Source organism: Sphaerisporangium corydalis, assembly GCF_025506355.1.
Taxonomy (GTDB): Bacteria; Actinomycetota; Actinomycetes; order Streptosporangiales; family Streptosporangiaceae; genus Sphaerisporangium; species Sphaerisporangium corydalis.
In genome coordinates this window covers 22840-49257 of the sequence record NZ_JANZYP010000066.1, presented here as the reverse complement: position 1 = coordinate 49257, position 26418 = coordinate 22840, and the positions used below count along the sequence as shown (strand labels likewise).

30 protein-coding genes are annotated in these 26418 nt (G+C 70.6%); 10 read left to right on the top strand and 20 right to left on the bottom strand.

All coding sequences use genetic code 11. The features are described 5' to 3' along the window. The first annotated feature begins 3 nt into the window (after positions 1 to 3). On the top strand, positions 4 to 1209 hold the full coding sequence (locus NYZ98_RS33400) for an AI-2E family transporter (protein ID WP_262847721.1): 1206 nt from the start codon (positions 4 to 6) through the stop codon (positions 1207 to 1209). 16 nt (positions 1210 to 1225) lie between these two features. Here NYZ98_RS33400 and NYZ98_RS33395 read toward each other — a convergent pair whose 3' ends face one another. The 4 genes from NYZ98_RS33395 to NYZ98_RS33380 form a co-directional block, all read right to left on the bottom strand. Beyond that, a complete protein-coding gene (locus NYZ98_RS33395) occupies positions 1226 to 1984 on the bottom strand; it encodes an SDR family NAD(P)-dependent oxidoreductase (RefSeq protein WP_262847719.1) in 759 nt (252 codons plus the stop codon). 78 nt (positions 1985 to 2062) lie between these two features. Then, complete coding sequence (locus NYZ98_RS33390) at positions 2063 to 2767, bottom strand: alpha/beta hydrolase (protein WP_262847717.1); 705 nt, start codon at positions 2765 to 2767, stop codon at positions 2063 to 2065. 101 nt (positions 2768 to 2868) lie between these two features. Next, positions 2869 to 3099 carry an ATP/GTP-binding protein gene (locus NYZ98_RS33385; RefSeq protein ID WP_262847715.1) on the bottom strand — a complete coding sequence of 77 codons (231 nt, stop codon included), beginning with the start codon at positions 3097 to 3099 and terminating at the stop codon, positions 2869 to 2871. Positions 3100 to 3240: 141 nt separating this feature from the next. Next, the gene (locus tag NYZ98_RS33380; RefSeq protein WP_262847713.1) at positions 3241 to 4713 is read right to left on the bottom strand and encodes a 3-hydroxyacyl-CoA dehydrogenase; all 1473 of its coding nucleotides are present in this window, start codon (positions 4711 to 4713) and stop codon (positions 3241 to 3243) included. A 157-nt stretch (positions 4714 to 4870) separates the two neighbouring features. On the opposite strand from NYZ98_RS33380, the gene nucS reads away from it, so the two are divergent. Continuing rightward, positions 4871 to 5530 (top strand): endonuclease NucS, encoded by a 660-nt coding sequence (gene nucS, locus NYZ98_RS33375; protein WP_262847711.1) that lies wholly within the window; start codon positions 4871 to 4873, stop codon positions 5528 to 5530. A gap of 64 nt (positions 5531 to 5594) precedes the next feature. Here the strand turns inward: nucS and NYZ98_RS33370 are convergent, their stop codons facing one another. Both NYZ98_RS33370 and NYZ98_RS33365 read right to left on the bottom strand, forming a co-directional pair. Further along, the gene (locus tag NYZ98_RS33370) at positions 5595 to 6215 is read right to left on the bottom strand and encodes a DUF4865 family protein (protein ID WP_262847709.1); all 621 of its coding nucleotides are present in this window, start codon (positions 6213 to 6215) and stop codon (positions 5595 to 5597) included. 88 nt (positions 6216 to 6303) lie between these two features. Beyond that, positions 6304 to 6873, bottom strand: coding sequence for a TetR/AcrR family transcriptional regulator (locus NYZ98_RS33365; protein WP_262847707.1), 570 nt, complete (start codon positions 6871 to 6873; stop codon positions 6304 to 6306). A 289-nt stretch (positions 6874 to 7162) separates the two neighbouring features. Here NYZ98_RS33365 and NYZ98_RS33360 point away from each other — a divergent pair, with 289 nt between their 5' ends. The 7 genes from NYZ98_RS33360 to NYZ98_RS33330 all read left to right on the top strand — a co-directional run bounded on the left by NYZ98_RS33360 (position 7163) and on the right by NYZ98_RS33330 (position 14415). Beyond that, positions 7163 to 8443: a glycosyltransferase family 4 protein gene (locus NYZ98_RS33360; RefSeq protein WP_380707441.1), complete on the top strand. Its 1281-nt coding sequence runs from the start codon at positions 7163 to 7165 to the stop codon at positions 8441 to 8443. Positions 8444 to 8557: 114 nt separating this feature from the next. Further along, a complete protein-coding gene (locus NYZ98_RS33355; protein ID WP_262847703.1) occupies positions 8558 to 9454 on the top strand; it encodes an ABC transporter ATP-binding protein in 897 nt (298 codons plus the stop codon). After that, on the top strand, positions 9451 to 10281 hold the full coding sequence (locus NYZ98_RS33350) for an ABC transporter permease (RefSeq protein ID WP_262847701.1): 831 nt from the start codon (positions 9451 to 9453) through the stop codon (positions 10279 to 10281). The genes NYZ98_RS33355 and NYZ98_RS33350 overlap by 4 nt, the downstream gene beginning before the upstream one ends. Beyond that, positions 10239 to 11507: a sensor histidine kinase gene (locus NYZ98_RS33345; protein WP_262847699.1), complete on the top strand. Its 1269-nt coding sequence runs from the start codon at positions 10239 to 10241 to the stop codon at positions 11505 to 11507. Before NYZ98_RS33350 ends, NYZ98_RS33345 begins: the two co-directional genes overlap by 43 nt. Further along, a complete protein-coding gene (locus NYZ98_RS33340; protein WP_262847697.1) occupies positions 11504 to 12121 on the top strand; it encodes a response regulator in 618 nt (205 codons plus the stop codon). The genes NYZ98_RS33345 and NYZ98_RS33340 overlap by 4 nt, the downstream gene beginning before the upstream one ends. Before the next feature lie 117 nt (positions 12122 to 12238). Further along, on the top strand, positions 12239 to 13726 hold the full coding sequence (locus NYZ98_RS33335; RefSeq protein ID WP_262847695.1) for an aldehyde dehydrogenase family protein: 1488 nt from the start codon (positions 12239 to 12241) through the stop codon (positions 13724 to 13726). Between the two features lie 80 nt (positions 13727 to 13806). Then, a complete protein-coding gene (locus NYZ98_RS33330; RefSeq protein ID WP_262847693.1) occupies positions 13807 to 14415 on the top strand; it encodes a TetR/AcrR family transcriptional regulator in 609 nt (202 codons plus the stop codon). A 6-nt stretch (positions 14416 to 14421) separates the two neighbouring features. On the opposite strand, the gene NYZ98_RS33325 is transcribed toward NYZ98_RS33330, so the two are convergent. Beyond that, positions 14422 to 14739, bottom strand: coding sequence for an STAS domain-containing protein (locus tag NYZ98_RS33325; protein WP_262847690.1), 318 nt, complete (start codon positions 14737 to 14739; stop codon positions 14422 to 14424). A gap of 129 nt (positions 14740 to 14868) precedes the next feature. On the opposite strand from NYZ98_RS33325, the gene NYZ98_RS33320 reads away from it, so the two are divergent. Continuing rightward, positions 14869 to 15459, top strand: a complete 591-nt coding sequence (locus NYZ98_RS33320; RefSeq protein ID WP_262847688.1) for a cob(I)yrinic acid a,c-diamide adenosyltransferase — start codon at positions 14869 to 14871, stop codon at positions 15457 to 15459. 18 nt (positions 15460 to 15477) lie between these two features. Here NYZ98_RS33320 and NYZ98_RS33315 read toward each other — a convergent pair whose 3' ends face one another. The 13 genes from NYZ98_RS33315 to NYZ98_RS33255 form a co-directional block, all read right to left on the bottom strand. Continuing rightward, positions 15478 to 15864, bottom strand: a complete 387-nt coding sequence (locus tag NYZ98_RS33315; RefSeq protein ID WP_262847686.1) for a DUF2550 domain-containing protein — start codon at positions 15862 to 15864, stop codon at positions 15478 to 15480. A gap of 31 nt (positions 15865 to 15895) precedes the next feature. Further along, positions 15896 to 16297, bottom strand: coding sequence for a F0F1 ATP synthase subunit epsilon (locus NYZ98_RS33310; RefSeq protein ID WP_262847684.1), 402 nt, complete (start codon positions 16295 to 16297; stop codon positions 15896 to 15898). A gap of 52 nt (positions 16298 to 16349) precedes the next feature. Then, positions 16350 to 17777 (bottom strand): F0F1 ATP synthase subunit beta, encoded by a 1428-nt coding sequence (atpD, locus tag NYZ98_RS33305; RefSeq protein ID WP_262847682.1) that lies wholly within the window; start codon positions 17775 to 17777, stop codon positions 16350 to 16352. Positions 17778 to 17786: 9 nt separating this feature from the next. Further along, entirely contained in the window at positions 17787 to 18689 is a 903-nt protein-coding gene (locus tag NYZ98_RS33300) for a F0F1 ATP synthase subunit gamma (RefSeq protein WP_262847680.1), read from the bottom strand. Positions 18690 to 18692: 3 nt separating this feature from the next. Continuing rightward, positions 18693 to 20342, bottom strand: coding sequence for a F0F1 ATP synthase subunit alpha (atpA, locus tag NYZ98_RS33295; protein WP_262847678.1), 1650 nt, complete (start codon positions 20340 to 20342; stop codon positions 18693 to 18695). Between the two features lie 40 nt (positions 20343 to 20382). Further along, positions 20383 to 21192 carry a F0F1 ATP synthase subunit delta gene (locus NYZ98_RS33290; RefSeq protein WP_262847676.1) on the bottom strand — a complete coding sequence of 270 codons (810 nt, stop codon included), beginning with the start codon at positions 21190 to 21192 and terminating at the stop codon, positions 20383 to 20385. Beyond that, a complete protein-coding gene (locus tag NYZ98_RS33285) occupies positions 21192 to 21740 on the bottom strand; it encodes a F0F1 ATP synthase subunit B (RefSeq protein ID WP_262847674.1) in 549 nt (182 codons plus the stop codon). Before NYZ98_RS33285 ends, NYZ98_RS33290 begins: the two co-directional genes overlap by 1 nt. A gap of 33 nt (positions 21741 to 21773) precedes the next feature. Further along, positions 21774 to 22004, bottom strand: a complete 231-nt coding sequence (gene atpE / locus NYZ98_RS33280; RefSeq protein WP_262847672.1) for an ATP synthase F0 subunit C — start codon at positions 22002 to 22004, stop codon at positions 21774 to 21776. A 68-nt stretch (positions 22005 to 22072) separates the two neighbouring features. Further along, positions 22073 to 22864, bottom strand: a complete 792-nt coding sequence (atpB, locus tag NYZ98_RS33275; protein ID WP_262847670.1) for a F0F1 ATP synthase subunit A — start codon at positions 22862 to 22864, stop codon at positions 22073 to 22075. A gap of 58 nt (positions 22865 to 22922) precedes the next feature. Then, positions 22923 to 23135 carry an AtpZ/AtpI family protein gene (locus NYZ98_RS33270; protein WP_262847668.1) on the bottom strand — a complete coding sequence of 71 codons (213 nt, stop codon included), beginning with the start codon at positions 23133 to 23135 and terminating at the stop codon, positions 22923 to 22925. Between the two features lie 76 nt (positions 23136 to 23211). Continuing rightward, complete coding sequence (locus tag NYZ98_RS33265; protein ID WP_262847666.1) at positions 23212 to 23637, bottom strand: hypothetical protein; 426 nt, start codon at positions 23635 to 23637, stop codon at positions 23212 to 23214. Positions 23638 to 23777: 140 nt separating this feature from the next. Next, positions 23778 to 25025 (bottom strand): glycosyltransferase family 4 protein, encoded by a 1248-nt coding sequence (locus NYZ98_RS33260; protein ID WP_262847664.1) that lies wholly within the window; start codon positions 25023 to 25025, stop codon positions 23778 to 23780. Positions 25026 to 25085: 60 nt separating this feature from the next. After that, positions 25086 to 26372 (bottom strand): serine hydroxymethyltransferase, encoded by a 1287-nt coding sequence (locus tag NYZ98_RS33255; RefSeq protein WP_262847662.1) that lies wholly within the window; start codon positions 26370 to 26372, stop codon positions 25086 to 25088. Positions 26373 to 26418 lie beyond the last annotated feature (46 nt).

The window sequence follows — 26418 nt, the reverse complement described above, 5'->3', positions numbered from 1 at the left end:
GACGTGCCCGATTCCGTCGCGGACGCGGTGTCCCCGCGAGCCACCCAGCGCAGAGCCGGCGGCGGGCCCGCGGGTCTCCCCGGCGCCGGTGAGGTGACCGACGTCCTGCCCGCCCACCGCAGGGACGCCGCGACGTCCGGCAAGGAAGAGGACACCGAGCAGCCGTTCGGCGAGCCGGGCAAGCCGCTGACGCGGGGCCCGTTCCTGTGGGGGCTGACGGCGGCGCTCGGCGTGCTCACCGCGTGGGCGCTGGCCCAGGCGCTGGTCAGCTCGCGCGGCGTGATCGTGCTGATCGTGGTCGCCGCGTTCCTCGCCGTCGGCCTCAACCCCGTCGTGGAGGCGCTGCAGAGGCGCGGGATGAACCGGCGCTGGGCGATCTCCATCGTCTTCCTCGGCGTGATCGCGATGTTCGTGCTGTTCGGCTTCGCGATCGTCCCGCCGGTCAGCCAGGAGACCAGCGACTTCGTCGGCGCCGTGCCGGGGTACGTCCAGAGCCTGCTGGCCAACCCGACGATCAAGCAGCTCGACGCCGACTACAAGATCCTGGCCAACGTCCAGACCTACATCACCAGCGGCGGCCTGGGCGCGACCGTCGCCGGGGGCATCCTCGGCGCGGGCGCCGTGGTCCTCGACGCGTTCTTCTCCGGGTTCACGCTGCTGGTGCTGACGCTCTACTTCCTCGGGTCGCTACCGGTGATCAAGGAGTACCTGCTGCTGGTGGTGCCCGCCACCCGCCGCACGCGCACGCGGGCCATCGGCGACCAGATCCTCACCGGGATCGGCGGGTACGTCGCGGGCAACGTGCTGATCTCGGTGATCGCGGGCGGCCTGTCGTGGCTCTTCCTGACGATCGCCGGCGCCAAGTACGCGCTCGCGCTCGCGCTGGTCATCGCGGTCACCGACCTGATCCCGCTGGTCGGCGCCACGGTCGGCGCGGTGCTGGTGACCGCCGTCGGCCTCCTGCAGTCCGTGCCGCTCGGCATCGCCTGCGCCATCTTCTTCGTGGTCTACCAGCAGGTCGAGAACTACGTGATCTACCCCAGGGTCATGAGCCGCTCGGTGAACGTCGCGCCCGCGATGTCGGTGATCGCCGCCCTGTTCGGCGGCGCGCTGCTCGGCGCGGTCGGCGCGCTGCTGGCCATCCCGGTGGCGGCGGCGGTGGCGCTCATCGTCCGCGAGGTGCTGCTCCCCCGGCAGGCCCGGCTCTGACGGGCCGGGCCCGGGGTCACGTCGTGGTGACGCCTCCGTCGATGAAGAGGACCTGGCCGGTCATGTAGGCGGAGGCGGAGCCGGCGAGGAAGACCGCCGGATGGGCCATCTCCTCGGCGGTGCCCCAGCGGCCCATGGGGACCGACGCGATGGTGGCCTGGCTGGCGCCCTCGTCCTCCCACAGGCTGCGGTTCAGGTCGGTGGCGGTCCAGCCGGGGCACAGCGCGTTGACGCGGACGCCGTTCCCCGCCCACTCCAGTGCCAGCGACTTGGTGAGCGCGACCAGGCCCGCCTTGGCGGCGGCGTACGGGGCCATGAAGGGCGCGCCCAGGGCGGCGACCGACGCCACGTTGATCACCGAACCCGACCCGCGCTCCAGCAGGTGCGGCGCGACGGCGTGGCACACCGCCATCGCGGAGTCGAGGTTGAGCTTCATGAGCTTGTCCCAGCCCGACAGGCGCAGGTCCTTGAAGGGCACGATGAAGTTGGAACCGCCTGCGTTGTTCACGACGATGTCCAGATGGCCCATGAGCTCGATGGCCCGCAGGACGGACGCGCCCGCCGCGTCCCGGTCGGTCAGGTCGCAGGGGATCGGGTACGCGCGGCGGCCGAGCGCCTCGATCTCCTTGGTGACCTCGGCCAGCGTCTCCGGTGACCGCGCCACGAGCGCGACGTCGGCACCGGCCTCGGCGTAGGCGAGGGCGATGGCGCGGCCGATGCCCCGCGACGCCCCGGTGACGAACGCGTTCCGGCCGGAAAGATCGAACGCCTGCACGGCAGCCTCCTCGCTAGACCGAACGAGATTCTATGGGGATCGGCGGCCCGGCGTACATGCCTTGGCCGAGGCGGGCGGTCACGCCTCGGTGGGCAGCGGGTACGCGGCCGGGTTGACGTGCTTGACGATCTCGTCGAGCACGATGCGCACGTACGGCTCGCCCACCCACAGGTGCTTGGCGTTGTCCACGCCCACCACCTCCGCCGCAGGGACCCGGGCGAACCGCCGCCGCGCCTCCTCCGGCCGCAGATAGTCGTCGAACTCCGGGACCAGCGCGACCAGCGGGCGGCCGAACTCCGCCCAGGCGTCCAGGTCGGCGTCGGTGGCCCGGCTCAGCGGCGGCGACAGCAGGATCGCCCCCTGGACGAGCGGGTCACGCCCCCACTTCAGCGCCAGCTCGGTGCCGAACGACCACCCGAGCAGCCACGGAGCCGGCAGGTCGTGGAACTCGGCGTACTCCAGCGCGGCGGCCACGTCGAACCGCTCGGACTCCCCGCCGTCGAAGGCGCCCTCGGAGGTCCCCCGGTCCGAGGTGGTCCCCCGGGTGTTGAAGCGCAGCACCGCGATCCCGGCGAGCGCGGGCAGCCGGTAGGACGCCTTGCGCAGCACGTGACTGTCCATCATGCCCTCGGCCGTGGGAAGCGGGTGCAGGCAGATCAGCGTGGCGGCCGGGCGCCCCTCCGGGGGCAGCGCCAGCTCCCCCACCAGCGTCAGGCCGTCGGCCGTGTGCAGTTCGATGTCCTCCCGCAGGGCGGGCAGAACCGTCGACGAGCGAATCTCCAATGCCGGCTCCTCAGGTAGCGGTCTCTCGTGGGCGGTCCAGCGGTACGTACGGATCGGTGACGTCGAGCGGTCCTGCGTACGGGCGGTCAGGCGTGGGCGGTTCAGTACCGGGAGCGGCCGGGGCCCCGGTCGGCCCGCTTGGCCCAGCAGGCCGTGTGCCAGTGGCGCCGCTCGTCCTCGCCGCCCGTCCAGTTGGGCCAGGTGACCACGTGCGGCAGGCCGGGGCGGATCTCGTGGTCGCAGCCGGGGCACCGGTAGAGCTTGTCCGTGCCCGCGCCGGAGACCCTCCGCACCTTCCACTCGCCGTCCGGCCAGTCCTCCACCCGCTCCATGCCCCGAAGGACGCCCTCCAGCGGACGGCCGGGCTCACCGCGCCGGGGATCGCCACGCCGGCCCTTGTCGGAAGGGTCCAGTCGGCGGGCGCGGCGGGGGCTCATAACGGCAGGAACGCCAACGTCTCCGGTGTTCTTCCGTCACCTGTCCCGGATGCTCGTCACCCCGACGGCCACCAGGCGGTCGAGCAGCGGGGCGGGAGCGAATGACGGCTCGCGGTACTCGTCGTACAGGGCGCGCAGGCCGTCGCGCACGACCGCCAGGCCCAGGGTGTCGAGCGTCTCGAACGGCCCGGCGGGGTAACCGCAGCCGAGCCGCATCGCGGTGTCGATGTCCTCCATCGAGGCGTACCCGGAGTCGTACATGCGCACGGCGTCGTTGAGGTAGGGGTAGGTCAGCGCCTCGACCACGTACCCGGCGCGGTCCGCGCACGGCACCGGCGTGAGGCCCAGCACCTTGATCAGGTCCTGCACGGCCAGCGCCGCCTCGGGCGCGGTCAGCACCGTGGAGACGATCTCGGCCACCTCGCCCGCCAGGTGGAGCCCGACGAGGCGCTCGGGACGCGGCAGCCGCACGGCGTGCCCGACGACGGGCGCGCGGGACAGCGAGATCACGACGTCCGCCTCGCGCGGGTCGCCCGCCTTGAACCCTGCGGCGGTCAGCCGGGCCGACAGCTCTTCGGCGCCCTCGCCCATGACGTGGACCGACGCCACGCGCAGCTTGCTCGCCGGCGCGGGGACGGCGCCGGTGCCCGCCTCCCTGCGGGCGGCGAACCCCTTCCCGCTCTTGCGTCCGAGCAGCCCACCGGCGACCAGCTCGCGCAGGATGGGGGCCGGCGCGTGGACGCGGTCGCGGGTCTCCTGGAACAACACCTCGCAGATCTCGGCGGAGGTGTCCAGGCCGATCAGGTCGAGCAGGGCGAACGGGCCCATCGGCAGCCCCGCGCCCTGCCGCATCGCGACGTCGATGCCGTCCTGGGAGGCGACGCCGAGCTCCAGCAGCGTCGCGGCGTGGTTGAGGTAGGCCAGCAGCAGGCGGTTGACCACGAAACCCGCCCGGTCCCCCACGGTCACCGGGGTCCTGCCGAGCCGCCGGGCGAGCGCGGCGACCGCGCCGGTCAGCCCGTCCTCGGTGACGACGGTGCCCACGACCTCGACCAGCCTCATCACCGGGGCGGGGTTGAAGAAGTGCATGCCGACGACCCGGCCCGGCCGGGTCGTCGTGGCCGCGATGGCGGTGACCGACAGGGAGGAGGTGTTCGTCGCGAGCACGGTCCCGGGCCCGCAGATCCGGTCGAGGTCGGCGAACAGGGCGCTCTTGAGGTCCATGATCTCGGGGATCGCCTCGACGACCAGGTCCGCGTCCCGCAGGTCGTCCAGGGAGCCGGTGAACCGCACCCGCCCGAGCGCCTCGTCGCGTTCGGCCTCGGTCGCCCTGCCCCGGCTCACGGCCCGGTCCAGGGACGTGCGCATGTGGTCGCGGCCGCGCGCGAGCGCCGCCTTGTCCGCCTCGACGCCGACCACGCCGAGCCCGGCGCGGGCGAACACCTCGGCGATGCCGGCACCCATGGTGCCGAGACCGACGACCCCGACGGTCCCGAACTCGCGTGCCATCATGCCCTCCCTGTCCCCCGTTGCCCGCCCCAGTCTCCCAGAGAGCACACCACCACCCCAAAACGCCCCGTCGGCATCCCCCGCACATCCTCCCCCGCCCTCCCCACCCCTCGAAGGCCGCCCGGCCGCGCCGGGGCGGACGGTAGGGTTGGCGCTCATGCGGCTGGTCATCGCGCGATGCAGCGTGGATTACGTGGGACGGCTCACGGCACACCTGCCGATGGCGCCTCGACTTATCCTGATAAAAGCGGACGGCTCGGTGTCGATTCATGCTGATGACCGGGCGTTCAAGCCGCTCAACTGGATGAACCCTCCGTGCCGGCTCCGCGAGGACGGGGGCACCTGGACGGTCACGCACGGCAAGACGGGCGAGCGGCTGATCCTGACGGTCGAGGAGGTCCTGCACGACTCCTCACACGAGCTGGGCGTCGACCCGGGGCTCCAGAAGGACGGCGTGGAGGCCCACCTCCAGGAGCTGCTGGCCGAGCACATCCACACCCTCGGTGAGGGCTGGACGCTGATCCGCCGGGAGTACCCCACGGCGATCGGGCCGGTGGACATCCTCTGCCGCGACCACCTCGGCGCCACCATCGCCATCGAGATCAAGCGGCGGGGCGACATCGACGGCGTCGAGCAGCTCACGCGCTACCTCGAACTGCTGAACCGCGACACCCACCTCGCGCCGGTCAGGGGCGTCTTCGCCGCCCAGGAGATCAGGCCGCAGGCGCGGGTGCTCGCCGTCGACCGCGGCATCGGCTGCGTCACCCTCGACTACGACGCCCTGCGCGGCATCGAACGCACCGACACCCTCTTCTGACCGCTCGGGCCGCTCATGTAAGCCGCTCGGGCTCACATCGGCATCTTCGTGCGACCGCTGGGGGTCACCAGTGCCGGCCCGTTTCGAGGGTGGCCGCGCCGGGGGCCGAGAGGTGGAGGACGGTGTAGCGGTCGGGGGCGGTGTCGGGTGCGGCGTCCGCCCAGAGGGTGAAATGGACGAGTTCCCAGGCGTGGGTGTCGATCGCGAGCGCCGTGGAGTGGACGCCGGGGGTCGCGGCCAGCTCCTTCAGCCGGTCGGCCGCGCGCTCGACGGCGGCGGCCGGGTCGGTCCCGGGCGGGACGCGCTCGGCCGAGCGGGACGCGGCGCGCGGGGCCGCCCCGAAGCCGGGGCCGCGCTCGAAGCCGGGTCCTTGCTCGAAGGCGGGGCCGCGCTCGAAGGCGAGGCCGGTCCACTGACGGACGGCGGGGCGCCCGAAGTCGGCGCTGAGCCCGCGGAACCCGTCGCCCCACAGGAAGGCGTTCATCCCCCTCGGGGAGGTCCACAGGTAGAACGGGGCGTACTGGTTGACCGGCGAGCCGTCGACGCCGCGCTCGCGGATCACGTACGCCTTGAGGCCGAGCCCGGGAAAGGCGTCGAGCGCCGGTCCTCTGGTCGCGACCCGATGCCGGATCACTCCCATGTCGTAATCGGCGGGCAGCGTTATTTCATACTGCATGACCTGCATTTCCCACTCTCCACTCAGAGTCCGATATATGGGCATGTAGGCGAATTCCGGAGGGGCGGCCGGATATCGGCGGGGCGGGCCCGAATGGTCAGGAGAGGGTGACGTGGGCGCGGAGTAACGCGAGGAGACCGCCGACCGCCTGGTCGAACGGTTCCGCGGAACCGGCCGCGCGGGCCACCACGTACCCTCCCTGGAGGACGGCCACGATGGTGGCGGCCACCTCCTCGGGCACCAGCCCGTCGGAGAGCTCGCCACGCGCCCGCCCCTCGGCGAGCACCCCGGCGAGCCGGCCGCGCAGCCACGCGAACGTCTCCTCCAGCGGGCGGCGGAGCTCCTCGCTTGCGACGATGTCGGGGTCCTGGGCCAGCCGCCCGATCGGGCAGCCGCGCAGCACCTCGCGCTCGCGCAGCAGGTAGGCCGTGATCCGCTCGATCGCCGTGCCGGGCGCGGAGAACCGCGCCTCCGCCTCGGCCCGCAGTTCCCCGGCGCTCCGCCGTACGGCCGCGAGCGCCAGGCCCGGCTTGCCGTCGAAGTGGTGGTACATGCTGCCCTGCCCGGCCTCGGCCCGGCGCTGGATCGCCTTGGGGCTGGTGCCCACGTACCCGCGCTCCCAGAGCAGCTCCTGAGTGCTCCGGATCAGGCGCTCCATGGTGTCCATCGTCCGATTGTACATACCAGTAGGTACAGCGATAAATCCGGATCTTGTTCGTGAGCGATCGATTACTCAGCGAATTAATGCGAAAACGGGGCAACTTTCCCCCGGTCTCCTGACGTCTAGACCATAAATACGGGGGTTTGGGGAACAGCGCGCTAACCGAATTCTTACCTTCCACTGTGGAGTGACTCACTACTCTCACTTCGGGTTAGGCGTGCTCCCGGCGATCCATGGCATATGACACTGCGAGGGGCATAACCATGACTTCATCACTCAAGGGGTCTACAGCGTGTTGAGGAGGGGACGTCAGGCCGTGGCCCGCGCCGCCGTCGGGCTGCTCGAACTGGCCAACAGGCGAAGGGCCCGCAGGGCGGCGCCACGGGACACCAAGACGGTGCGCATCCTGCTGTTACACGTCAACGGCATGGGCGGCACGATCCGCACGGTGCTGAACCTCGCCCTCTACCTCGCACGGGAGCGCGAGGTGGAGATCGTCAGCCTCGTGCGCGTGGTCGAGGAACCGTTCTTCGAGATGCCCCCGGGGGTGCGGATCACCTTCCTGGACGACAGGACGGCGCCGCGCGGGCGGATCGCGGAGTTCCTCTCCCGCCGTCCCAGCAGGCTGGTCCCCAAGGAGGAGAAGGCCTACCTCAGCAACACCCTGCTCACGGACCTGCGGCTGGTCCGCTACCTGCGGTCGCTGCGCGGGGGCGTGGTCATCGGGACGCGGCCCGGCTTCAACCTCGCCCTCGGCCTGTTCGCGCCGCCCGAGGTGATCACGATCGGCCAGGAGCACGTCACGCTGGAGTCCCACGGACCCGAGCTGCAGGCCGCGATCAAGCGGCGGTACGGCAGGCTCGACGCGTTCGCCACGCTCACCGAGGCCGACCTGAAGGACTACGGCAAGACGCTGCGCGCCAATCCGCCCAAGCGCCTCCTGCGCATCCCGAACGCCATCCCCGAGCTCGCGGGCGACGTCTCCTCGCTGGAGGAGAAGGTCGTCGTCGGCATCGGCCGCATCGTGTGGGCCAAGGGCTTCGACCGGATGGTCAACGCCTGGAAGACGGTGGCCGCGGCGCACCCCGGCTGGGTGCTGCGCATCTACGGCGGCGGCCTGCCCGAACGGGAGGAGAGGCTCCAGAAGCGCATCGAGGACGCCGGCCTGACCGGCAGTGTCTTCCTGATGGGCAGCACCCCGGAGATCGGCGTCGAGCTGTCCAAGGCCTCCGTCTACGCGGTCAGCTCACGCTACGAGGGGTTCGGGATGACGATCCTGGAGGCCATGAGCAAGGGGGTGCCGGTGGTCAGCTTCGACTGCCCGCACGGCCCCCGGGAGATCATCACCGACGGGCACGACGGCCTGCTCATCCGCTCGAAGAAGGCCGGCGCGCTGGCGGCGGGCATCGGCCGGCTGATCGAGGACGAGGAGCTGCGCCGCACGCTCGGCGCCAACGCCCTGGACACCGCCAGGCTGTACGGCCTGGACATCGTCGGCGGCCAATGGGCGGCGCTGCTGTCCGACCTCGACGAGTCCAGGGACTTCCCCGGCTGCTCCCTCGGCACCACGAGCTGACCGGCGTCCCCCGCCCGCCCCCGGACAGCGTCCCCGCGCATCCACCGAACGGTGGACAGCGGGGTCGGCTCCTCGATGGTGCCGCGCGGGCCGCGCGGTCCCGATGATCGGAGCATGACGGGAACAGCGGTGAAGGTCAGCGGCCTCACCAAGCGGTACGGCGACGTGCGGGCGGTGGACGGCATCGACCTGGACATCCAGTCCGGCGAGGTGTTCGCCATACTCGGGCCGAACGGCGCGGGGAAGTCGACCACGGTGGAGATCCTGGAGGGGTACCGCGACAGGGACGCGGGAGAGGTGAGCGTGCTGGGCGTCGATCCCGGCCGCCCCACCCGGCTCTGGCGCAGCCGCGTCGGCATCGTCCTGCAGACGTCCAACGACACCGCGGAACTGACGGTCCGCGAGACCGTCCGGCACTTCGCGGGGTACTACCCCCGGCCCAGGGATCCCGACGAGGTGATCGCCAGGGTCGGGCTGACGGAGAAGGCGGGCACCCGCGTCCGGCAGCTCTCCGGTGGCCAGCGGCGGCGGGTCGACGTGGCGCTCGGGGTGGTGGGCAACCCCGAGCTGCTGTTCCTGGACGAGCCGACGACGGGGTTCGACCCCGAGGCGCGGCGCCGGTTCTGGGACCTGATCCGCGACCTCGCCGACGACGGGACCACGATCGTGCTGACCACCCACTACCTCGACGAGGCCGAGGCGCTCGCCGGTAGGGTCGCGGTCATCGCCCAGGGGCGCATCGTGGCCGAGGGCGAGCCCGCCACGCTCGGCGGGCGCGCGACGGCCGAGGCCACGGTGAGCTGGCTCGACGGGGGTGAGCGCAAGGTCCTGCGTACCGGCGCCCCGACCGGGGCGGTGCTGGAGCTGACCGCCCGGTTCGGCGGCGAGGTCCCCGAGCTCACCGTCACCCGGCCGTCCCTGGAGGACGTCTACCTCGGCCTCATCGGCTCGGCACCACCGGAACCGCGCACCGAGCGGACCGTCCCGGCCACCGTGGCGGGGGTCCGATGAGTACCGCCGCCGCACCGGCCGAGGGCCGGCTGCCGTCGGTCGTCGCCGCCGGGTGGTCGCGGGGCGTCGTCGAGACCGTGATGTTCTTCCGCGAGCGGGACGCCGTGGTCTTCACCTTCGCCTTCCCGATCATCCTGCTCGGCATCTTCGGGTCGATCTTCAGCGGAACGCTGGAGGGCGGCCCGCTCACGGTCTCCCAGCTCTACACCGCCGGCCTGATCGGCGCGGGGGTGATGAGCGCGAGCTTCCAGAACCTCGGCATCGGCATCGCCGTCGACCGGGACGACGGCACGCTCAAGCGCCTGGCCGGCACTCCCCTGCCGCGCAGCGCGTACTTCCTCGGGAAGATCGTGAACGTCCTCGCGGTGGCCGTGCTCGAAGTGGCGATCCTGCTCGCCGTGGGGGTGGTCGCGTTCGACCTGACGCTCCCGTCGGCGCCGGGGCCCTGGTTCACCTTCGCCTGGGTGTTCCTGCTCGGCATCACCGGGTCGGCGCTGCTCGGGATCGCGGTCAGCAGCCTGCCCAGGTCCGCGAGGAGCGCGACGGCGGTGATCAGCATGCCGTTCGTGGTGCTGCAGTTCATCTCGGGGGTGTTCATCCCGGTGACCCAGCTCCCGGAATGGCTGATCAACGTCTCCTCGCTGTTCCCCCTGAAGTGGATGTGCCAGGGTTTCCGGTCGGTGTTCCTGGGCGACGCGGGGGCCGCCCTGGAGCTGACCGGCTCCTACGAACTGGACCGCGTGGCCCTGGTACTGGCAGCGTGGGTGGCCGGAGGTCTTGTCCTGTGCCTGACGACGTTCCGCTGGAAGAGCCGCCGCGACGGATGAGCCCCACCGGCGGCTCCCCGCCGCGCGCTTTCCGCGCGCGGCGGCGGTCCACCGACCCCGACGACCACGCCTGGGAGGCGTTCCGCGGCTGGGAGATCCTCTTTCTCACGGCCTTCCTGGTCACCGTCGTCCTGGTGATGATCGACGGCACTCCCCGGCCGGGCGGCAAGGTGGTCGCGGTCATCCTGCTCGTGGTGTGCGCCGCCGCCTACCTCGCCGCCGGGCGCCCGGCGATCACCGGGGAACACCACGACCTGCGGGCCGGGCTCGTCTACGCCGCCGTCATAGCGGCGGCGTTCATCCCGGCCACGATCATCGCGCCGGCCTCGTCGTTCGCGCTGTTCGCGCTGTGCCCGCAGGCGTTCATGCTGCTGGAGTCCGGCTGGGCCCTGGCCGCCGTGCTCCTGCTGAACACCGCGCCGGCCATCCGCTTCGTGATCGGCCCTGAGGTGGACCCGGCGGCGGTGCTCGGCTTCCTCGCGACCAGCGCGATGGCGGTCACGTTCGCCATGGTGTTCGGCCCCTGGGTGACCCGGATCATCCACCAGAGCGCCGGGCGCGCCGAGCTGATCGAGGAGCTGTCCGCCAGCCGGGCCGAGGTGGAGCGGCTCTCGCGCGAGCGGGGCGCGCTGGCCGAGCGCGAACGGCTGGCCGGTGAGATCCACGACACGCTCGCCCAGGGGTTCACCAGCGTCATCATGCTCATCCAGGCCGCCGAGGCGCAGGACGACCCCGCCAGGCACCTGGCGCTGGCCATGCGCACCGCCCGCGAGGGCCTCGGCGAGGCGCGCGGGCTGATCGCCGCCCTGAGCCCGGCGCCGCTCGACGGGTCCACCCTGGACGAGGCGCTGGGCAGGATCGCCGCCCGGCTGGGCGAGGAGTTCGGCATGCCGGTGACGTTCACGACGTCCGGGGTGTCCCGGGCGCTGCCGCCCGCTTTGGAGGTGGTGCTGATCCGGGCCTCGCAGGAAGGGCTGGCGAACGTGCGCAAGCACGCGGCGGCCTCGCGCGCGTCGGTCGCCCTGAAGTACGGCGGGCACGAGGTGGTGCTGCGCGTCCGGGACGACGGGAAGGGCTTCGGCACCCCGCCGCCCGCCGGCGGGTACGGCCTGCGTGCCATGCGGGCCCGCGTGGAGCAGGCGGGCGGGAGCCTGGACGTGCGCGGCGGGCCGGACGGCGGCACGGAGCTGACCGTGCGGCTCCCCTGGAAGGAGGGCCTCGCGTGATCCGCGTGCTGATCGTCGACGACCATCCCGTGGTGCGCGAAGGGCTGCGGGGCATGCTGGAGGCCGATCCCGGCATCGAGGTCGCCGGGGAGGCAGGCTCGGGCGGCGAGGCGGTCGTGCGTGCCCTCGAACTGGACCCGGACGTGATCCTCATGGACCTGCGCATGCCGGGCGGTGACGGCGTGGGCGCCATCGCGCGCATCGTCGCCCAGGGCGGGCGGAGCCGGATGATCGTCCTGACCACCTACGAGACCGACCAGGACATCGTGCGTGCCGTCGAGGCCGGGGCCGCCGGTTACCTGCTCAAGGACACCTCGCGGGCCGAACTGGTCGCCGCGGTCTTCGGCGCGGCGCGCGGCGAGACCGTGCTGTCGCCGTCGGTGGCCACCCGGCTGGTGACCCGCATGCGCGCGCCGGTGGCCGAGTCGCTGTCCAAGCGGGAGACCGAGGTGCTGGCGCTGGTGGCACGGGGGCTGACCAACGCCGAGGTGGGCAGGGCGCTGTTCATCAGCGAGGCGACGGTCAAGACCCACCTGCTGCGCGTCTTCGGCAAGCTGGGCGTCTCCGACCGCACGGCCGCCGTCACGACCGCGCTCGGCCGAGGACTTCTCTGATGGTTTCTCCCGCAACGATGGGACTATCGTGGCCCCAGGTCCCCCTCGCCGGGGACAGCCGTCCCGGGACACCGGATCCGGGGACGGACGGCCGCGAGGGCCCGAGAAGGAGACGCCATGTCAACGGCTACCGAGCACCGCACCTTCGATTCCGTGAACCCCGCCTCGGGCGCGGTCGTCGGCACCCACCCGCTCCATGACGCGGAGGCCGTGCGGGCGGCGGTGGAGAGCGCCGGCGAGGCGGCCGTGTGGTGGGCGGGGCTCGGGTTCGACGGGCGCAGGCGGCGGCTGCTCGACTTCAAGGCGGTCCTCACCCAGAACCTCACCCGGGTCGCCGCCCTGATCGGCGAGGAGACCGGCAAGCCGATCGGCGACGCCACGCTGGAGACGGTGCTCGCCATCACCCATCTCGACTGGGCCGCGCGCAACGCGCCGAAGGTCCTCGGCCGCCGCCGGGTCCCGACCGGCCTGATCGGCATCAACCTCGCCGCCACCCTGGAGTACCTCCCCCTGGGCGTGGTCGGCGTGATCGGCCCGTGGAACTACCCCCTGTTCACCCCGATGGGCTCGATCGCGTACGCGCTCGCCGCCGGGAACGCGGTGGTGTTCAAGCCCAGCGAGCTGACCCCCGGGGTCGGGGTGCTGCTGGCCGAGCTGTTCGCCGAGAGCGTCCCGGAGCGTAAGGTGCTCCAGGTGGTCACCGGCCTCGGGGAGACCGGCGCCGCGCTCGCCGCCGACCCGGGCATCCGCAAGATCGCCTTCACCGGGTCCACGGCCACCGCCAAGCGGGTCATGGCCGCCTGCGCCGCGAACCTGACGCCCATCGTGGCGGAGTGCGGCGGCAAGGACGCGCTGATCGTGGACGAGGACGCCGACCTCGCCGCCGCCGCCGACGCGGCCGTGTGGGGCGCCATGTCCAACTCCGGGCAGACGTGCGTGGGCGTCGAGCGGGTGTACGTGCTGGACCGGGTCTACGACGAGTTCCTGCGCGAGGTCACCGACCGGGCCCTGGCCGTGCGAAGCGGAGAGGACTACGGGCCGATCACCATGCCGGCCCAGGCGGACGTGATCCGCCGCCACGTCGGCGACGCGCTCGCCAAGGGCGGCAAGGCCGTCGTGGGCGGCGTGGACTCGGTGCGGCCCCCGTACGCCGACCCGGTGGTGCTCACCGACGTCCCCGAGGAGTCCAGCGCGGTGCGCGAGGAGACCTTCGGGCCGACGATCACGGTGAGCAGGGTGGCGACCCTGGAGGAGGCGCTGCGGAAGTCCAACGCCGTCGCCTACGGCCTGGGCGGCACCGTTTTTTCGGGCAACGTCCGGCGTTCCATGGAGCTGGCCCGGGCGATGCTGACCGGCATGACGGCCATCAATTCGGTCATCTCCTTCGCCGGAGTGCCCGCCCTGCCGTTCGGGGGTGTGGGAGAGTCGGGGTTCGGGCGCATCCACGGCGCGGACGGGCTCCGCGAGTTCGCCCGGCCGAAGGCGATCTCCCGCCAGCGTTTCGCCATACCGGGAATGAATCTGACCTCATTCGGCCGGAAGCCCGCTGACCTGGAGCGACTCGTGAAGATGGTGACGTTCCTCCACGGCCGTCGCAAGAGCTAGTTGTCCCGATACTTCCCGAAAAACGATCTTGCGTCCATAATGATGGGTTCCTACGGGGCCAGCAGGACGCGAGGTGAGCAGTGGCGACGGGACGCGACTACCGGGGAATGACGGCGGAGCAGCGATTAGCCGACCGCAGGGAGCGGTTGCTGACGGCCGCTTACACGTTGTTCGCCGGCGCGGGATTCACCGCGACCACAATCGAACGGTTGTGCGCCGCGGCCCGCATATCGAACCGGGCATTCTATGAATGTTTCACCGGGCGCGAGGACCTGATGCGGGCGGTCTACGACCGCTGCGTCCAGGAGACCCTCCTCACCGTCGCCAAGGCCATCGGAGAGGCACCCCCTGATCCGGCCCGCCGGATCCAGGCGGGGATCCGGGAGTACATCACCTTCGTCACCCGGGACGCCCGGCGGGCCCGGATCATGCACCTGGAGGTGCGGCGGGCCGGTGACATTCTCACCGGCCACCGCCAACGCGCCGTGACGGACTTCACCACCATCATCGAGGAGACCCTGGGAGACCTGCCCGAGGACCTGCCTGAGTGGACCCACCTGCTGTCCCTCGGCATGGTGGGCGCGATCCAGGAGCTCCTCATCGAGTGGGTGCTGGCCGACGTCCCTCCCCCGCTGGAGAACCTCATCGAGACCGCGGTGCACATCTTCCGGCGCTCGTTCGGCTACTGACGCCGGTCAGGCCACCGCCGCCGGCTCGAGCTCGACCCGGAGCACGCGGTGGAGGCGGGTGATGGCGAGCACCCGCATGACGCGGGGCGGGACCGCACGCAGGACCAGGCGGCGCTCCGCGCGCAGCGCCCGGCGATGAGTGCCGACGAGCACCCCGAGACCGGCCGCGTCGATCATCTCCAGCTCCGACAGGTCGACGATCATGTCACCGTCGCCGGCGTCGACCGCCGCGTGCAGGCGGGGACGCACCCTCGCGACCGTGCCCACGTCGAGACGAGATCCGACGCTGACCACCTGGTATCCCGGAACGCTCCGGCGTGGCATGCCGCCTCCTCCTGTCCGGCGGCCCCGTGAAAGACCGCGTGAAAACCCTGCCCAGCGATCCGCGCCCTATGCCTCTCCCTGGGCAAATCCCCCCGGAGTGGTGGATTCCGCGGCCGTTACGCTGGTGGCATGACGCGAGCTGACAACGACAAGCCCGTGGTGCTCTCGAAGATCTACACCCGCACCGGTGACGACGGCACCACGACCCTCGGCGACATGAGCCGCACGCGCAAGATCGACCCCCGGCTCGCCGCCTACGCCGACGTGGAGGAGGCCAACGCCTCGATCGGCGTCGCGCTCGCGATGGGCGCGCTGCCGCCGGAGATCGCCGAGGTGCTGGTGCGCGTCCAGAACGAGCTGTTCGACGTCGGAGCCGACCTGTGCACGCCGGTCACCGAGAACCCGGAGTTCCCGCCGCTGCGGGTGGAGCCGTCCTACGTGGAGTGGCTGGAGGGGCAGTGCGACCGGTTCAACGAGGAGCTGACGCCGCTGCGCAGCTTCATCCTGCCGGGCGGCGAGCCCGGCACCGCGCTCCTGCACGTCGCCCGCACGACCGTGCGGCGGGCCGAGCGGACGGCCTGGTCGGCGCTCGAGGCGCACGAGGACGTGAACCCGCTCACCGCCACGTACCTCAACCGGCTGAGCGACCTGATGTTCATCCTGTGCCGCACCGCCGCGAAGGGCGAGGAGATCCTCTGGAAGCCCGGCGGCACCCGCTGACCCGAAACGGCGGAGGGGCTACGCGGCGTCCAGGTGGGCGCTCGGCGGGGCGGACTCGACCCAGGCCAGGAAGCCGGTGAGCGCGTCCTCGCTCATGGCCAGCGACACCCCGGCGCAGTCGACCGTCCAGTAGCCGGCCGGGCCCTCCTCACCGACGAGGGGGCGACGGGTGGAAACGGTGAGGCCGCGCCTCGCGATAGCGTGGCGCGGCCTCAGTCGCAGTCCCAGGAACGGGATCCAATGGAGTTCTCCGCCCGCGTAGCGGGCCACCCCGCTTCTCCAAGCGTGATCGCTTGTGCGGAGACTGCATACGACCGTCCCCCGGGATCGTGCGAGCACGATCCCCCGGAGGACGACAAGGAGGGCGACCGCCACAACGGCTATCAGTATGTCCAGCGCCGCCATCGTCGCCCCCCACTTTCCTGTTCGTTGCTGATCAGACCTCTTCGCCGGCCGCGCGCAGCCTCGCCCGCGCGCGCTTGGCCTCGATCTGGGCGTCGGTGTCGTCACCGTCGGCCCCGACGGACGCGAGCGCCCGCTGAAGCGCGTCACGCGCCGCCGCGACGTCCACCTCGGACCCGAGCTCGGCCGTCTCGGCCAGGACCGACACGTCGTTGTTCGCCACGGAGATGAACCCGCCGTGAACGGCCGCGACGACGTCGTCGCCGTCGCCGCGCTTGATGCGGAGCACACCGCCCTCGACGAGGACGCCGAGCACGGGCGCGTGGTTCGGCATAATACCGATCTCGCCGTCCACGGTCTTGGCAATCACCATGTCGGCCTCGCCGGACCAGATCTCACGTTCCGGCGACACGACGCCGATGCGCAGCTTTGCCATCTCACACCTTCCTCGAATGCCGGTACGGCGGGGCCGTACCGGCACCCAGTTGTCAGCGGGCCAGTTCCTTCGCCTTGGCGATGGCCTGGTCGATGCCGCCGACCATGAAGAACGCCTGCTCGGGCAGGTGGTCGTACTCGCCCTCGCACAGGCCCTTGAAGGAGGCGATGGTCTCCTCCACGGGGACGAACTCTCCGGGCTGGCCGGTGAACGCCTCGGCGGCGTACATCGGGTGGGACAGGAAGCGCTCGATGCGGCGGGCCCGCTTCACGACCACCTGGTCCTCTTCCGACAGTTCGTCGATGCCGAGGATCGCGATGATGTCCTGAAGCTCGCGGTACTTCTGCAGGATCCGCTTGGTCTCCTGGGCGACCCGGTAGTGCTCCTCGCCGACGATGGTCGGGTCGAGGATCCGGGAGCTGGAGTCCAGCGGGTCCACCGCGGGGTAGATGCCCTTCTCCGAGATCGGCCGCGACAGAACGGTCTGCGCGTCAAGGTGCGCGAACGCGTTGTGCGGGGCCGGGTCGGTGATGTCGTCCGCGGGGACGTAGATCGCCTGCATGGAGGTGATGGAGTGACCGCGGGTCGAGGTGATGCGCTCCTGCAGGACGCCCATCTCGTCGGCCAGGGTCGGCTGGTAGCCCACCGCGGACGGCATGCGGCCGAGCAGGGTGGACACCTCGGAACCGGCCTGGGTGAAGCGGAAGATGTTGTCGATGAACAGCAGCACGTCCTGCTTCTGGACGTCGCGGAAGTACTCCGCCATGGTCAGGGCCGACAGGGCGACCCGCAGGCGGGTGCCCGGCGGCTCGTCCATCTGGCCGAAGACCAGGGCGGTGTCCTTCAGGACGTCCGCCTCGTCCATCTCCAGCCACAGGTCGTTGCCCTCACGGGTGCGCTCCCCGACGCCGGCGAAGACCGACGTACCGGAGAACTTCAGCGCGACCCGGCGGATCATCTCCTGGATGAGGACGGTCTTGCCCACGCCCGCGCCGCCGAACAGGCCGATCTTGCCGCCCTTGACGTACGGGGTGAGCAGGTCGATGACCTTGATGCCGGTGGGCAGCATCTCGGTGCGGGACTCGAGCTGGTCGAAGGCCGGCGAGGGGCGGTGGATGCCCCAGCGCTCGTTGATCTCCAGCGAGGCGGTCGGGACGTCCAGCGCCTCGCCCAGGGTGTTCCACACGTGGCCCTTGACGACGTCGCCGACCGGCACCGAGATGGGGCCGCCGGTGTCGGTCACGGCGGCGCCGCGTACCAGGCCGTCGGTGGGCTGCATGGAGATGGCGCGGACCAGGTTGTCGCCCAGGTGCTGAGCGACCTCCATGGTCAGCAGCTTGGTCTCCTCACCGAGGGTGACCTCGGTGGTCAGGGCGTTGTAGATCTCCGGCATCGCCTCGACGGGGAACTCCACGTCGACGACGGGACCCGTGACGCGGGCCACGCGGCCCACGGCGGTCGCGACGGTGTCAACAGTCATTGTGGTTTCTCACTCTTTCCCCGCTGAGGCGTCGGCCAGCGCGTTGGCGCCACCGACGATCTCACTGATTTCCTGGGTGATCTCGGCCTGGCGCACCTGGTTCATCTTCTGCGTGAACGTGCGGATGAGCTCGTTGGCGTTGTCGGTCGCCGACTTCATGGCCCGGCGGCGGGCGGCGTGCTCGGAGGCGGCCGACTGGAGCAGCGCGTTGAAGATGCGCGACTCGATGTACCGGGGAAGGAGCTGGTTCAGCACCTCACCGGCGGTCGGCTCGAACTCGTAGTAGGGCAGCGGGCCGTCGACCGGCTCTTCGGTGGTCTCCTCCACCTCGAGCGGCAGGATCCGCTTGACCTGCACCTCCTGCGACAACATCGACACGAACTGCGTGTGGACGACGTGGATCTCGTCGATCCCGTTCTCGTCCACGAAGGCGCCGACCAGCGCCTCGGCGATCTCCTTGGCGTGGTTGTAGGTGGGGCTGTCGGAGAAGCCCGACCACTCCCCGCTCATCTCCCTGCCGCGGAACCGGTGCCAGCCGATGCCCTTGCGGCCCACGACGAACGGCTTGACCTCGATGTCACGGCCGCGGAGGTGACCGGCCAGCGCCTCGGCCTCGCGCAGGATGTTGGCGTTGAAGCCTCCGGCGAAACCGCGGTCGCTGGTCACGATCAGCACGCCGGCCGAGGTCGGCCGCTCCTTGGCGACGGTCAGCGGGTGGTCGGTGTCGGCGCTGTTGGACAGCACGGCCGACACGGCGCGAGTGATCTCGCGCTCGTACGGCACGGCCGCCTCCATGCGCTGCTGCGCCTTGATGATGCGGGACGAGGCGATGAGCTCCTGGGCGCGGGTGATCTTCGCCGTGGACTTCACCGACCTGATCCGCCGTCGCAGCAGTCTGAGCTGGGCACCCATGAGCTACTTCTTCTCGGTCTTGCGGACGTGCTTCACGATCTTCTCCTGGCCGACCTCGTCGGCCGAGAGGGCCTCGACCGGCTCGTCCTGGACCAGCAGGTCGCCCGACGACGTCTGGAACGTCTTCTTGAACTCGGTGACCGCGTCCTTGAGGGTCGTGACCGTGTCGTCGCCCAGCTCCCTGGTCTCGCGGATGCCGTCCAGGACGCCCTTGTACTTCGAGGAGAGGTACTCAAGGAACTCGCCCTCGAAGCGGGCCACGTCCTCCAGCGGCACGTCGTCCAGCTCGCCGCTGGTGCCCGACCAGACCGAGACCACCTCACGCTCGACCGCGTACGGGGTGTACTGCGGCTGCTTGAGCAGCTCGACCAGGCGCGCGCCACGGTCGAGCTGGGCGCGGGAGGTCGCGTCCAGGTCGGAGGCGAAGGCCGCGAAGGCCTCCAGGTCGCGGTACTGCGACAGCGACAGGCGCAGCGTGCCGGCGACCTTGCGCATCGCCTTGATCTGCGCCGAGCCGCCGACGCGGGAGACCGAGACACCGACGTTGATCGCCGGGCGGACGCCCGCGTTGAACAGGTCGGTCTCCAGGAAGCACTGGCCGTCGGTGATGGAGATGACGTTGGTCGGGATGAACGCCGAGACGTCGTTGCCCTTCGTCTCGATGATCGGCAGACCGGTCATCGAGCCGCCGCCGAGGTCGTCGGAGAGCTTGGCGCAGCGCTCCAGCAGCCGCGAGTGCAAGTAGAACACGTCGCCGGGGAACGCCTCGCGGCCCGGCGGGCGGCGCAGCAGCAGGGACACGGCGCGGTAGGCGTCGGCCTGCTTGGTCAGGTCGTCGAAGACGATGAGAACGTGCTTGCCCTGGTACATCCAGTGCTGGCCGATGGCCGAACCGGTGTAGGGCGCGAGGTACTTGAACCCCGCGGGGTCGGAGGCAGGGGCGGCGACGATGGTGGTGTACTCCATCGCGCCCGCCTCCTCCAGGCGGGCCCTGACCTGCGCGATCGTGGAACCCTTCTGGCCGATCGCGACGTAGACGCAGCGGACCTGCTTCGCCGGGTCGCCGGTGGCCCAGTTCTCACGCTGGTTGAGGATCGTGTCCACGGCGATCGCGGTCTTGCCCGTGCCACGGTCGCCGATGATCAGCTGGCGCTGGCCGCGGCCGATCGGCGTCATGGCGTCGATCGCCTTGAGGCCGGTCTGCAGCGGCTCCTTCACCGGCTGGCGCTGGACGACCGAAGGCGCCTGCACCTCCAGGGGACGGCGCGCCTCGGCCTCGATGGCACCCTTGCCGTCCAGAGGGTTGCCCAGGGGGTCGACCACGCGGCCGAGGAAGTTGTCGCCGACCGGCGCGGACAGGACCTCGCCCGTGCGCCGGACCGCCTGGCCCTCCTCGACCCCGCTGAACTCGCCCAGGATCACGACACCGATCTCCCGGACGTCCAGGTTCAGTGCCAGCCCGCGCGTTCCGTCCTCGAACTCAAGCAGCTCGTTCGCCATCGCCGAGGGAAGGCCGGAGATGTGGGCGATGCCGTCGCCAGCGTCGACGACGGTCCCGATCTCCTCGCGCGCGGCGCCTTCCGGCTCGTACGCCTGAACAAACCGCTCAAGCGCGTCCCGGATCTCGTCCGGCCGGATCGTCAGCTCCGCCATCTCTCTTCAGTCTCCCTTTTCATCGGCCGCCCTGACACTCCTAGCCGGCCAACCGGCGGCGGACTTCTTCGATACGTCCTGCGATCGTGGTGTCGATGATCTCGTCGCCCAGCCGGACGGAGAACCCACCGAGCACCCGCGGGTCCACCTCGATGTTGAGGTGCACCTCGCGTCCGTACGTGGTGCGCAACCAGGCGGCGAGGCGCTGCCTCTGCCCGTCGGTCAGCGGAACCGCGCTGCGCACCACGGCGACAAGTTGCTGCCGCTGCTCCGCCACGAGCCGGATGTACTCCTCCAGCCCTCTTTCCAAGCTACGTCCCCGCGGGTGCAGCACGAGCTGCGTGACCAGCCGCAACGTCGCCGGGGCGACCCTGCTGCCGATCAGCTCCACCAGCAGCCCGCGCTTGGGCTCGCCCGCCACGGCCGGGTCGGCCAGCCCCAGGCGCAGCCCGGGGTTGGCCTCGACGATGCGGCCGAACCGGAACAGTTCGTCCTCCACGTCGTCGAGCACGCCCTGGGACTCCGCCTCGGCGGCCGAGGCCACGACGCTGAGCCGCTCCAGCGAGTCGGGCAGGTCGGGTGACCTCGACCAGCGGGCGGAGACGGCCGCGACGACCGTCTCCAGGGCGGCGTCACCGATCTTGCCGTCCAGCAGGGACCGCACGACCTCGGCCTTCTGCTCCGCGGGGCGGGCAGGGTCGGCGAGGTTGCGGCGAAGCCCGTGCTGGTCGTCCAGCAGGACGGCGACGCCGTGCAGGTCCTCGGCCAGGGAGCCGAGGTCGGCCGTCGCGGCCACCGCGTTGAAGCGCTCCTCGACGTCGGCGAACGAGCTACGGCTCAGGCCCCTCATCAGCGGACCGCCGCCCCGTCGGTGGACTCGAGCTCCTCGAGGAACCGGTCCACGACGCGGCTCTGCCGGGTCTCGTCCTCCAGCGACTCGCCGACGATGCGGCCGGCGAGGTCGGTCGCCAGGCGTCCGAGCTCACCGCGGAGCTGGGCGAACGCCTGCTGACGGTCGGCCTCGATCTGCGCGCGCGCCGCCTCGATCAGGCGCCGCGCCTCGGCCTGCGCCTCCTCGCGGAGGTCGGTCTTGATCTGGGCGGCCTGCTCGCGAGCCTCTTCCCGCATGCGGGAAGCCTCGTGACGGGCCTCGTCCAGCTTGGCCTTGTACTGCTCCAGCGTGCGCTGGGCCTCGGCCTGGGCATCCTCGGCCTTCTTGATGCCGCCTTCGATGGCCTCGGTCCGCTCTTCCAGCGTCTTCTGGATGCGCGGGGTGAGGATCTTGCCGACGACGACGAAGACGATCAGGAACGCGAAGCCGCCGACGATGAGCTCGTAAGCATGCGGGATGAGCGGGTTTTCCGCCTCCGCGGCGAGGAGTCCGGCTCCCAGAGTCATGGCTGCAGCCTTCCGTCAGGGGATTTCGCGTTACTAGATGCTCTGGAAGATGAACGGCGCGACCAGACCGATGAGCGCCAGCGCCTCGGTGAGGACGAAGCCCAGCAGCATGTTCTGACGGATCAGGCCGTAAGCCTCGGGCTGGCGGGCGATCGCCTGCACACCCTGACCGAAGATGATGCCGACGCCGATGCCCGGGCCGATGGCGGCGAGACCGTAGCCGATGGCGGTGACGTTGCCGGACACCTCAGCAAGAAGGCTCATTGTGATGCTTTCCTTTACTTGTCGGCCGGTGAGGGTTCACCGGTCAGGACCAGGTCAGTGGGAGAGACTCAGTGCTCGGGGTTCAGCGAGCCGCCGATGTACATCGCGGCCAGCATCGTGAACAGGAATGCCTGCAGGAACTCGATGAAGATCTCGAAGCCCGTCATGACGATCGTCATCACCACGCCCAGGACGCCGACCGCGGCACCGGTGACGGTGAGCCTCTCGAACAGGAACCAGAAGCCGACCGCGCTGAAGAACGCCAGGAGCATGTGACCGGCGAACATGTTGGCGAAGAGTCGGACCGCGTGCGTGAACGGCGCGATGATCATGTTCGAGAGGAACTCGATGGGGGCGAGCAGGACGTAGATGGCCTTCGGCAGTCCCGGCGGGAACATCATGTTCTTGAAGTAGCCGATGAACCCCTGGTGCTTGATCCCCAGGTAGATCTTGATCACATAGATCGTGATCGCGAAGACCAGCGGGAAGGCGATGTGGGAGGCGATCGGGATCTGGACGAACGGCACGACGCCGAACAGGTTCCAGAGGAGGATCAGGAAGAACAGCGTGACCATGAGCGGCATCCAGCGCTCGGCGTCCTTGCCCAGGAACGGGCGGGCGACCTGGTCACGGACGAAGAGATAGCCGAGCTCGCCGATGTTCTGAATGCCGCGAGGCACGAGTTTCGGCCGGGCGAAGGCGCTCCAGGCGAGCGCACACACCAGCAGCGCCCCGAGCAGGGCGAGCAGCACCGGCTTGTTCGCCCAAACCGGGGCGCCCTGCCACAGCGGGGGGAAGTCGAAGATCGAAGGCCCGGGGGCTTCGAACTCTCCGTCGGCGAGGACCGTCAGCGCGCTCACGCGGCGTTCCCTCCAAGATGGTGGATCGACAGAAGACTGCGGGATGTGGTCGGCGCGCTCAGCGGCCGTACTTCACATAGACGAGGTAGACGGCGAGCACGACCCCGAGGATGATGCCTATCGGGAAGAACGCACTCAAGCCAAGCCAACGGTCCAGCAACCAGCCGATACCGCCCCAGATCAGCATCCCTGAGAGCAAAGTGCTGGGGATTGACCAGGCGGCATTGGCGAAATCGCGACCGTCTTCCTCGGGCTTGCGCTGCTCGCTCATCGCGGGCACGACGATAGCAGGCAGGTAGGGGACTAGTCATATCGGACCCCGCACCGACCCCGGGAAATCCTACGCCTCATCTCGGGTCACCTTGCCCGGGCACCCTGGTGCCGGGCTCGACGTAGAGCAACTTGAGTTTGAGGAAGGCGCGGATCTCGCCGATCGTCCAGACGATCGTGCAGATGATGACGGCCAGCCCGAAGGCGCGGGGCGAGAAGACCGTGGCGCCGGCGAAGGACCGCAGCAGGATCATCAGCAGGACGACCTTGACCAGGTACCCCAGCACGGCGGCCAGCATCATCATCTGGGGCGATACGCGCCCCGCCGAGGTGACGGCCACGAGCCCGGCGGTGAAGAACACCGCCACGACGGCGAGTCCGATCGCCGCTCCGAGAGCACCGGCGCCGCCGCCCAGGAGAGCGGCCACCACGACGACGATCAGCCCAACGGCGATGGTCGGTATGGCCGCGCCTTTGAGTGCGCGCACGTCGTTGGCCTGCATCGGGTGCTCCAAAGCAACAGTTGTCAAGCGAGCGATTGCTACCTTACCGGGCGCGTACTGCGCCCCCCTGCTAGTGAAAGGTATCACAAGCTCTGGAATGGCCGCCTTTACCTGGGCTTTCGTGCAGGTAAACGAAAAGATCAGCCGGTCGCGGCGGGGGCGTGCGGGCTGCTGGGCGCGCTCGGCACCGACGGGTCGTCGGAGGAGGGGCCGGAGTCCGGCGAGTTCCCCCGGCGCGCGGAGTGCGCGCCGCCGCCCTTGCCGCCCCGGCCGGAACGCCAGCGCGGCAGCCCCATCATCACCAGGACCACCAGGGCCAGCAGCACCACGACGGGGAAGACGATCAGCGGGACGCCGCCGACCGACAGGCCGACGACCGTCGCGGCGAACAGGAACGTCCACGCGTACATGATCAGGACGGTGCGCCGGTGGGAGTGGCCGACCTGGAGCAGGCGATGGTGGAGGTGGCCCCGGTCGGGGGCGAACGGGGACTTGCCGTAGGAGGTGCGCCGGACCACCGCCATGACCAGGTCGGCGAGCGGGAGCACCATCACCGCGAGCGGCAGCAGGATGGGCAGCACGACGGGGAACCGGTTGATCTCCTGGCTGGCGCCGCCGGCGCCGATGTAGTCGACCGTGCCGGTCAGCGTGACCACCGAGGTCGCCAGGACCAGGCCGATGAGCATCGCGCCCGTGTCGCCCATGAAGATCTTGGCGGGGTGGAAGTTGTGCGGCAGGAAGCCCAGGCACATCCCGATCAGGATGGCGGTGATCGCTGCGGTGACGCTGAGCCGGCCCTGGTCCATGCTGTCGGTCAGCGCGATGGTCCACGCGAAGGTCGCCAGCGCGGCGATGCAGACGATGCCGGCCGCCAGCCCGTCCAGGCCGTCCACGAAGTTCACCGCGTTGATCGCCACGACGACGATCAGGATGGTGATGACCGTCCTCAGCGTCTCGTCGAGGCTGACGGTGTTCCCGTTCGGCAGGGGGATCCACAGCAGCGTCAGCTTGAACGCGACGAGCAGCCCGGCTGCGGCGATCTGCCCGCCGAGCTTGATGAAGGCGTCCATGCCCCACCAGTCGTCCAGGAAGCCGATCAGCACGATCACGCCGCCCGCGAGCGCCATCGCCAGGACGGTCTGGCCGTCGCCCATCCTGGGGTCGGCGAGCTTGGGGCCGATGTGGTCCAGCCGGCTGGCGACGAACAGCCCCGCCAGCATGCCCGCGTACATCGCCAGCCCGCCCAGGCGCGGGGTCCGCACGGTGTGCACGTCCCTCTCGCGGATCTCCGGCGCGGCGCCGATGCGCAGCGCGAAAACCCTGACCAGCGGGACCAGGAGATACGTGACCGCCGCTGCTACCAGCGCTATGAGGAGGTATTCGCGCACGGACCTAGTTTCCCGGATTGTCCAGCCAGATGTGACCGGATAAGTACACAGAACTGCACATTAACCACGTGGATACACTGGATGACCACGGGTGAGCTGCGTCACCCGCTCGGCCACCGACGTTATCGCACCCGGGTCCCGCACGGCCCGGGCGACCATCGACCCGATCTCCTTCATCTCGGCGACGCCCATGCCCTGGGTCGTGACGCACGGCGTGCCGAGCCGGATGCCCGAGGTCACCGTCGGCGGCTCAGGGTCGTACGGGATCGCGTTGCGGTTGAGGGTGATGCCGGCGGCCGCGCAGCTCCGCTCGGCCGTGGCCCCGGTCACCCCGAGGTCCCTCAGGTCGATCAGCGCGAGGTGGGTGTCGGTGCCGCCCGACACCGGGCGCATGCCCTCCGCGGCGAGCGCGTCGGTCAGCGCGCGGGCGTTGGCGATCACCTGCTCGGCGTACGCGCGGAACTCCGGCCGGGACGCCTCGCCGAACGCCACCGCCTTGGCCGCGACGGCGTGCATCAGCGGGCCGCCCTGGACGAACGGGAAGACCGCGCGGTCGATCTTGGAGGCCAGCTCGGCCGTGCACAGGATGCCGCCGCCCCTCGGCCCGCGCAGGGCCTTGTGCGTCGTGAACGTCACCACGTCCGCGTACGGCACCGGCGAGGGGACCGCGCCGCCCGCCACCAGGCCGATCGTGTGCGCGGCGTCCACCAGCAGCCACGCCCCCACCTCGTCGGCGACGCCCCTGAACACCGCGTAGTCGATCAGCCGGGGGTATGCCGTGGCGCCGCAGATGATCAGCTTGGGCTGGTGGCGTACCGCCAGCTCGCGCACCTCGTCGTAGTCGATGGTCTCGGTGTCGCGCCGCACCCCGTACGCCACGACGTCGAACCAGCGGCCGGAGAAGTTGACCTTGGAGCCGTGGGTGAGGTGGCCGCCGTGCGACAGCGCCATCGCGAGCACGGTGTCCCCCGGGCGCAGCAGCGCGGCGTACGCGGCGAGGTTCGCCGACGCGCCCGAATGGGGCTGGACGTTGGCGTGCGCGGCGCCGAACAGGGCCTTCGCCCGGTCGATCGCGAGCCGCTCGGCCCGGTCGACCACCTCGCAGCCGCCGTAGTAGCGCCTCCCGGGGTACCCCTCGGCGTACTTGTTGGTGAGCGTCGAGCCCAGCGCCGCGATCACGGCGGGCGAGGCGAAGTTCTCGCTGGCGATGAGCTGCAGGCCGCCGCGCAGCCGCTCGACCTCGTCGAGCAGGACTTGGGCGATCTCCGGATCATTTTGCTTCAACTCGGAGAAATCAGGCCCGTAGAAGCCGTCAGCGTGCTCGTGGTCGCGTCCTTCCACCCTCATGGCTCGCTCACCACTCCTTTCCCCCGCGCGGTAAAGCGCACGGTAA

What these genes read in the sequence shown, in the direction of transcription:
- NYZ98_RS33365 (WP_262847707.1), bottom strand. Translation starts at nt 6,873, where the DNA reads ATGGACACCATGGAGCGCCTGATCCGGAGCACTCAGGAGCTGCTCTGG.
- NYZ98_RS33290 (WP_262847676.1), bottom strand. Translation starts at nt 21,192, where the DNA reads ATGAGGGGCCTGAGCCGTAGCTCGTTCGCCGACGTCGAGGAGCGCTTC.
- NYZ98_RS33325 (WP_262847690.1), bottom strand. Translation starts at nt 14,739, where the DNA reads ATGCCACGCCGGAGCGTTCCGGGATACCAGGTGGTCAGCGTCGGATCT.
- NYZ98_RS33265 (WP_262847666.1), bottom strand. Translation starts at nt 23,637, where the DNA reads ATGCAGGCCAACGACGTGCGCGCACTCAAAGGCGCGGCCATACCGACC.
- atpD (WP_262847682.1), bottom strand. Translation starts at nt 17,777, where the DNA reads ATGACTGTTGACACCGTCGCGACCGCCGTGGGCCGCGTGGCCCGCGTC.
- NYZ98_RS33320 (WP_262847688.1), top strand. Translation starts at nt 14,869, where the DNA reads ATGACGCGAGCTGACAACGACAAGCCCGTGGTGCTCTCGAAGATCTAC.
- atpE (WP_262847672.1), bottom strand. Translation starts at nt 22,004, where the DNA reads ATGAGCCTTCTTGCTGAGGTGTCCGGCAACGTCACCGCCATCGGCTAC.
- atpA (WP_262847678.1), bottom strand. Translation starts at nt 20,342, where the DNA reads ATGGCGGAGCTGACGATCCGGCCGGACGAGATCCGGGACGCGCTTGAG.
- NYZ98_RS33310 (WP_262847684.1), bottom strand. Translation starts at nt 16,297, where the DNA reads ATGGCAAAGCTGCGCATCGGCGTCGTGTCGCCGGAACGTGAGATCTGG.
- nucS (WP_262847711.1), top strand. Translation starts at nt 4,871, where the DNA reads ATGCGGCTGGTCATCGCGCGATGCAGCGTGGATTACGTGGGACGGCTC.
- NYZ98_RS33370 (WP_262847709.1), bottom strand. Translation starts at nt 6,215, where the DNA reads ATGCAGGTCATGCAGTATGAAATAACGCTGCCCGCCGATTACGACATG.
- NYZ98_RS33355 (WP_262847703.1), top strand. Translation starts at nt 8,558, where the DNA reads ATGACGGGAACAGCGGTGAAGGTCAGCGGCCTCACCAAGCGGTACGGC.
- NYZ98_RS33335 (WP_262847695.1), top strand. Translation starts at nt 12,239, where the DNA reads ATGTCAACGGCTACCGAGCACCGCACCTTCGATTCCGTGAACCCCGCC.
- NYZ98_RS33385 (WP_262847715.1), bottom strand. Translation starts at nt 3,099, where the DNA reads ATGGAGCGGGTGGAGGACTGGCCGGACGGCGAGTGGAAGGTGCGGAGG.
- NYZ98_RS33380 (WP_262847713.1), bottom strand. Translation starts at nt 4,713, where the DNA reads ATGGCACGCGAGTTCGGGACCGTCGGGGTCGTCGGTCTCGGCACCATG.
- NYZ98_RS33350 (WP_262847701.1), top strand. Translation starts at nt 9,451, where the DNA reads ATGAGTACCGCCGCCGCACCGGCCGAGGGCCGGCTGCCGTCGGTCGTC.
- NYZ98_RS33270 (WP_262847668.1), bottom strand. Translation starts at nt 23,135, where the DNA reads ATGAGCGAGCAGCGCAAGCCCGAGGAAGACGGTCGCGATTTCGCCAAT.
- NYZ98_RS33300 (WP_262847680.1), bottom strand. Translation starts at nt 18,689, where the DNA reads ATGGGTGCCCAGCTCAGACTGCTGCGACGGCGGATCAGGTCGGTGAAG.
- NYZ98_RS33285 (WP_262847674.1), bottom strand. Translation starts at nt 21,740, where the DNA reads ATGACTCTGGGAGCCGGACTCCTCGCCGCGGAGGCGGAAAACCCGCTC.
- NYZ98_RS33315 (WP_262847686.1), bottom strand. Translation starts at nt 15,864, where the DNA reads ATGGCGGCGCTGGACATACTGATAGCCGTTGTGGCGGTCGCCCTCCTT.
- NYZ98_RS33255 (WP_262847662.1), bottom strand. Translation starts at nt 26,372, where the DNA reads ATGAGGGTGGAAGGACGCGACCACGAGCACGCTGACGGCTTCTACGGG.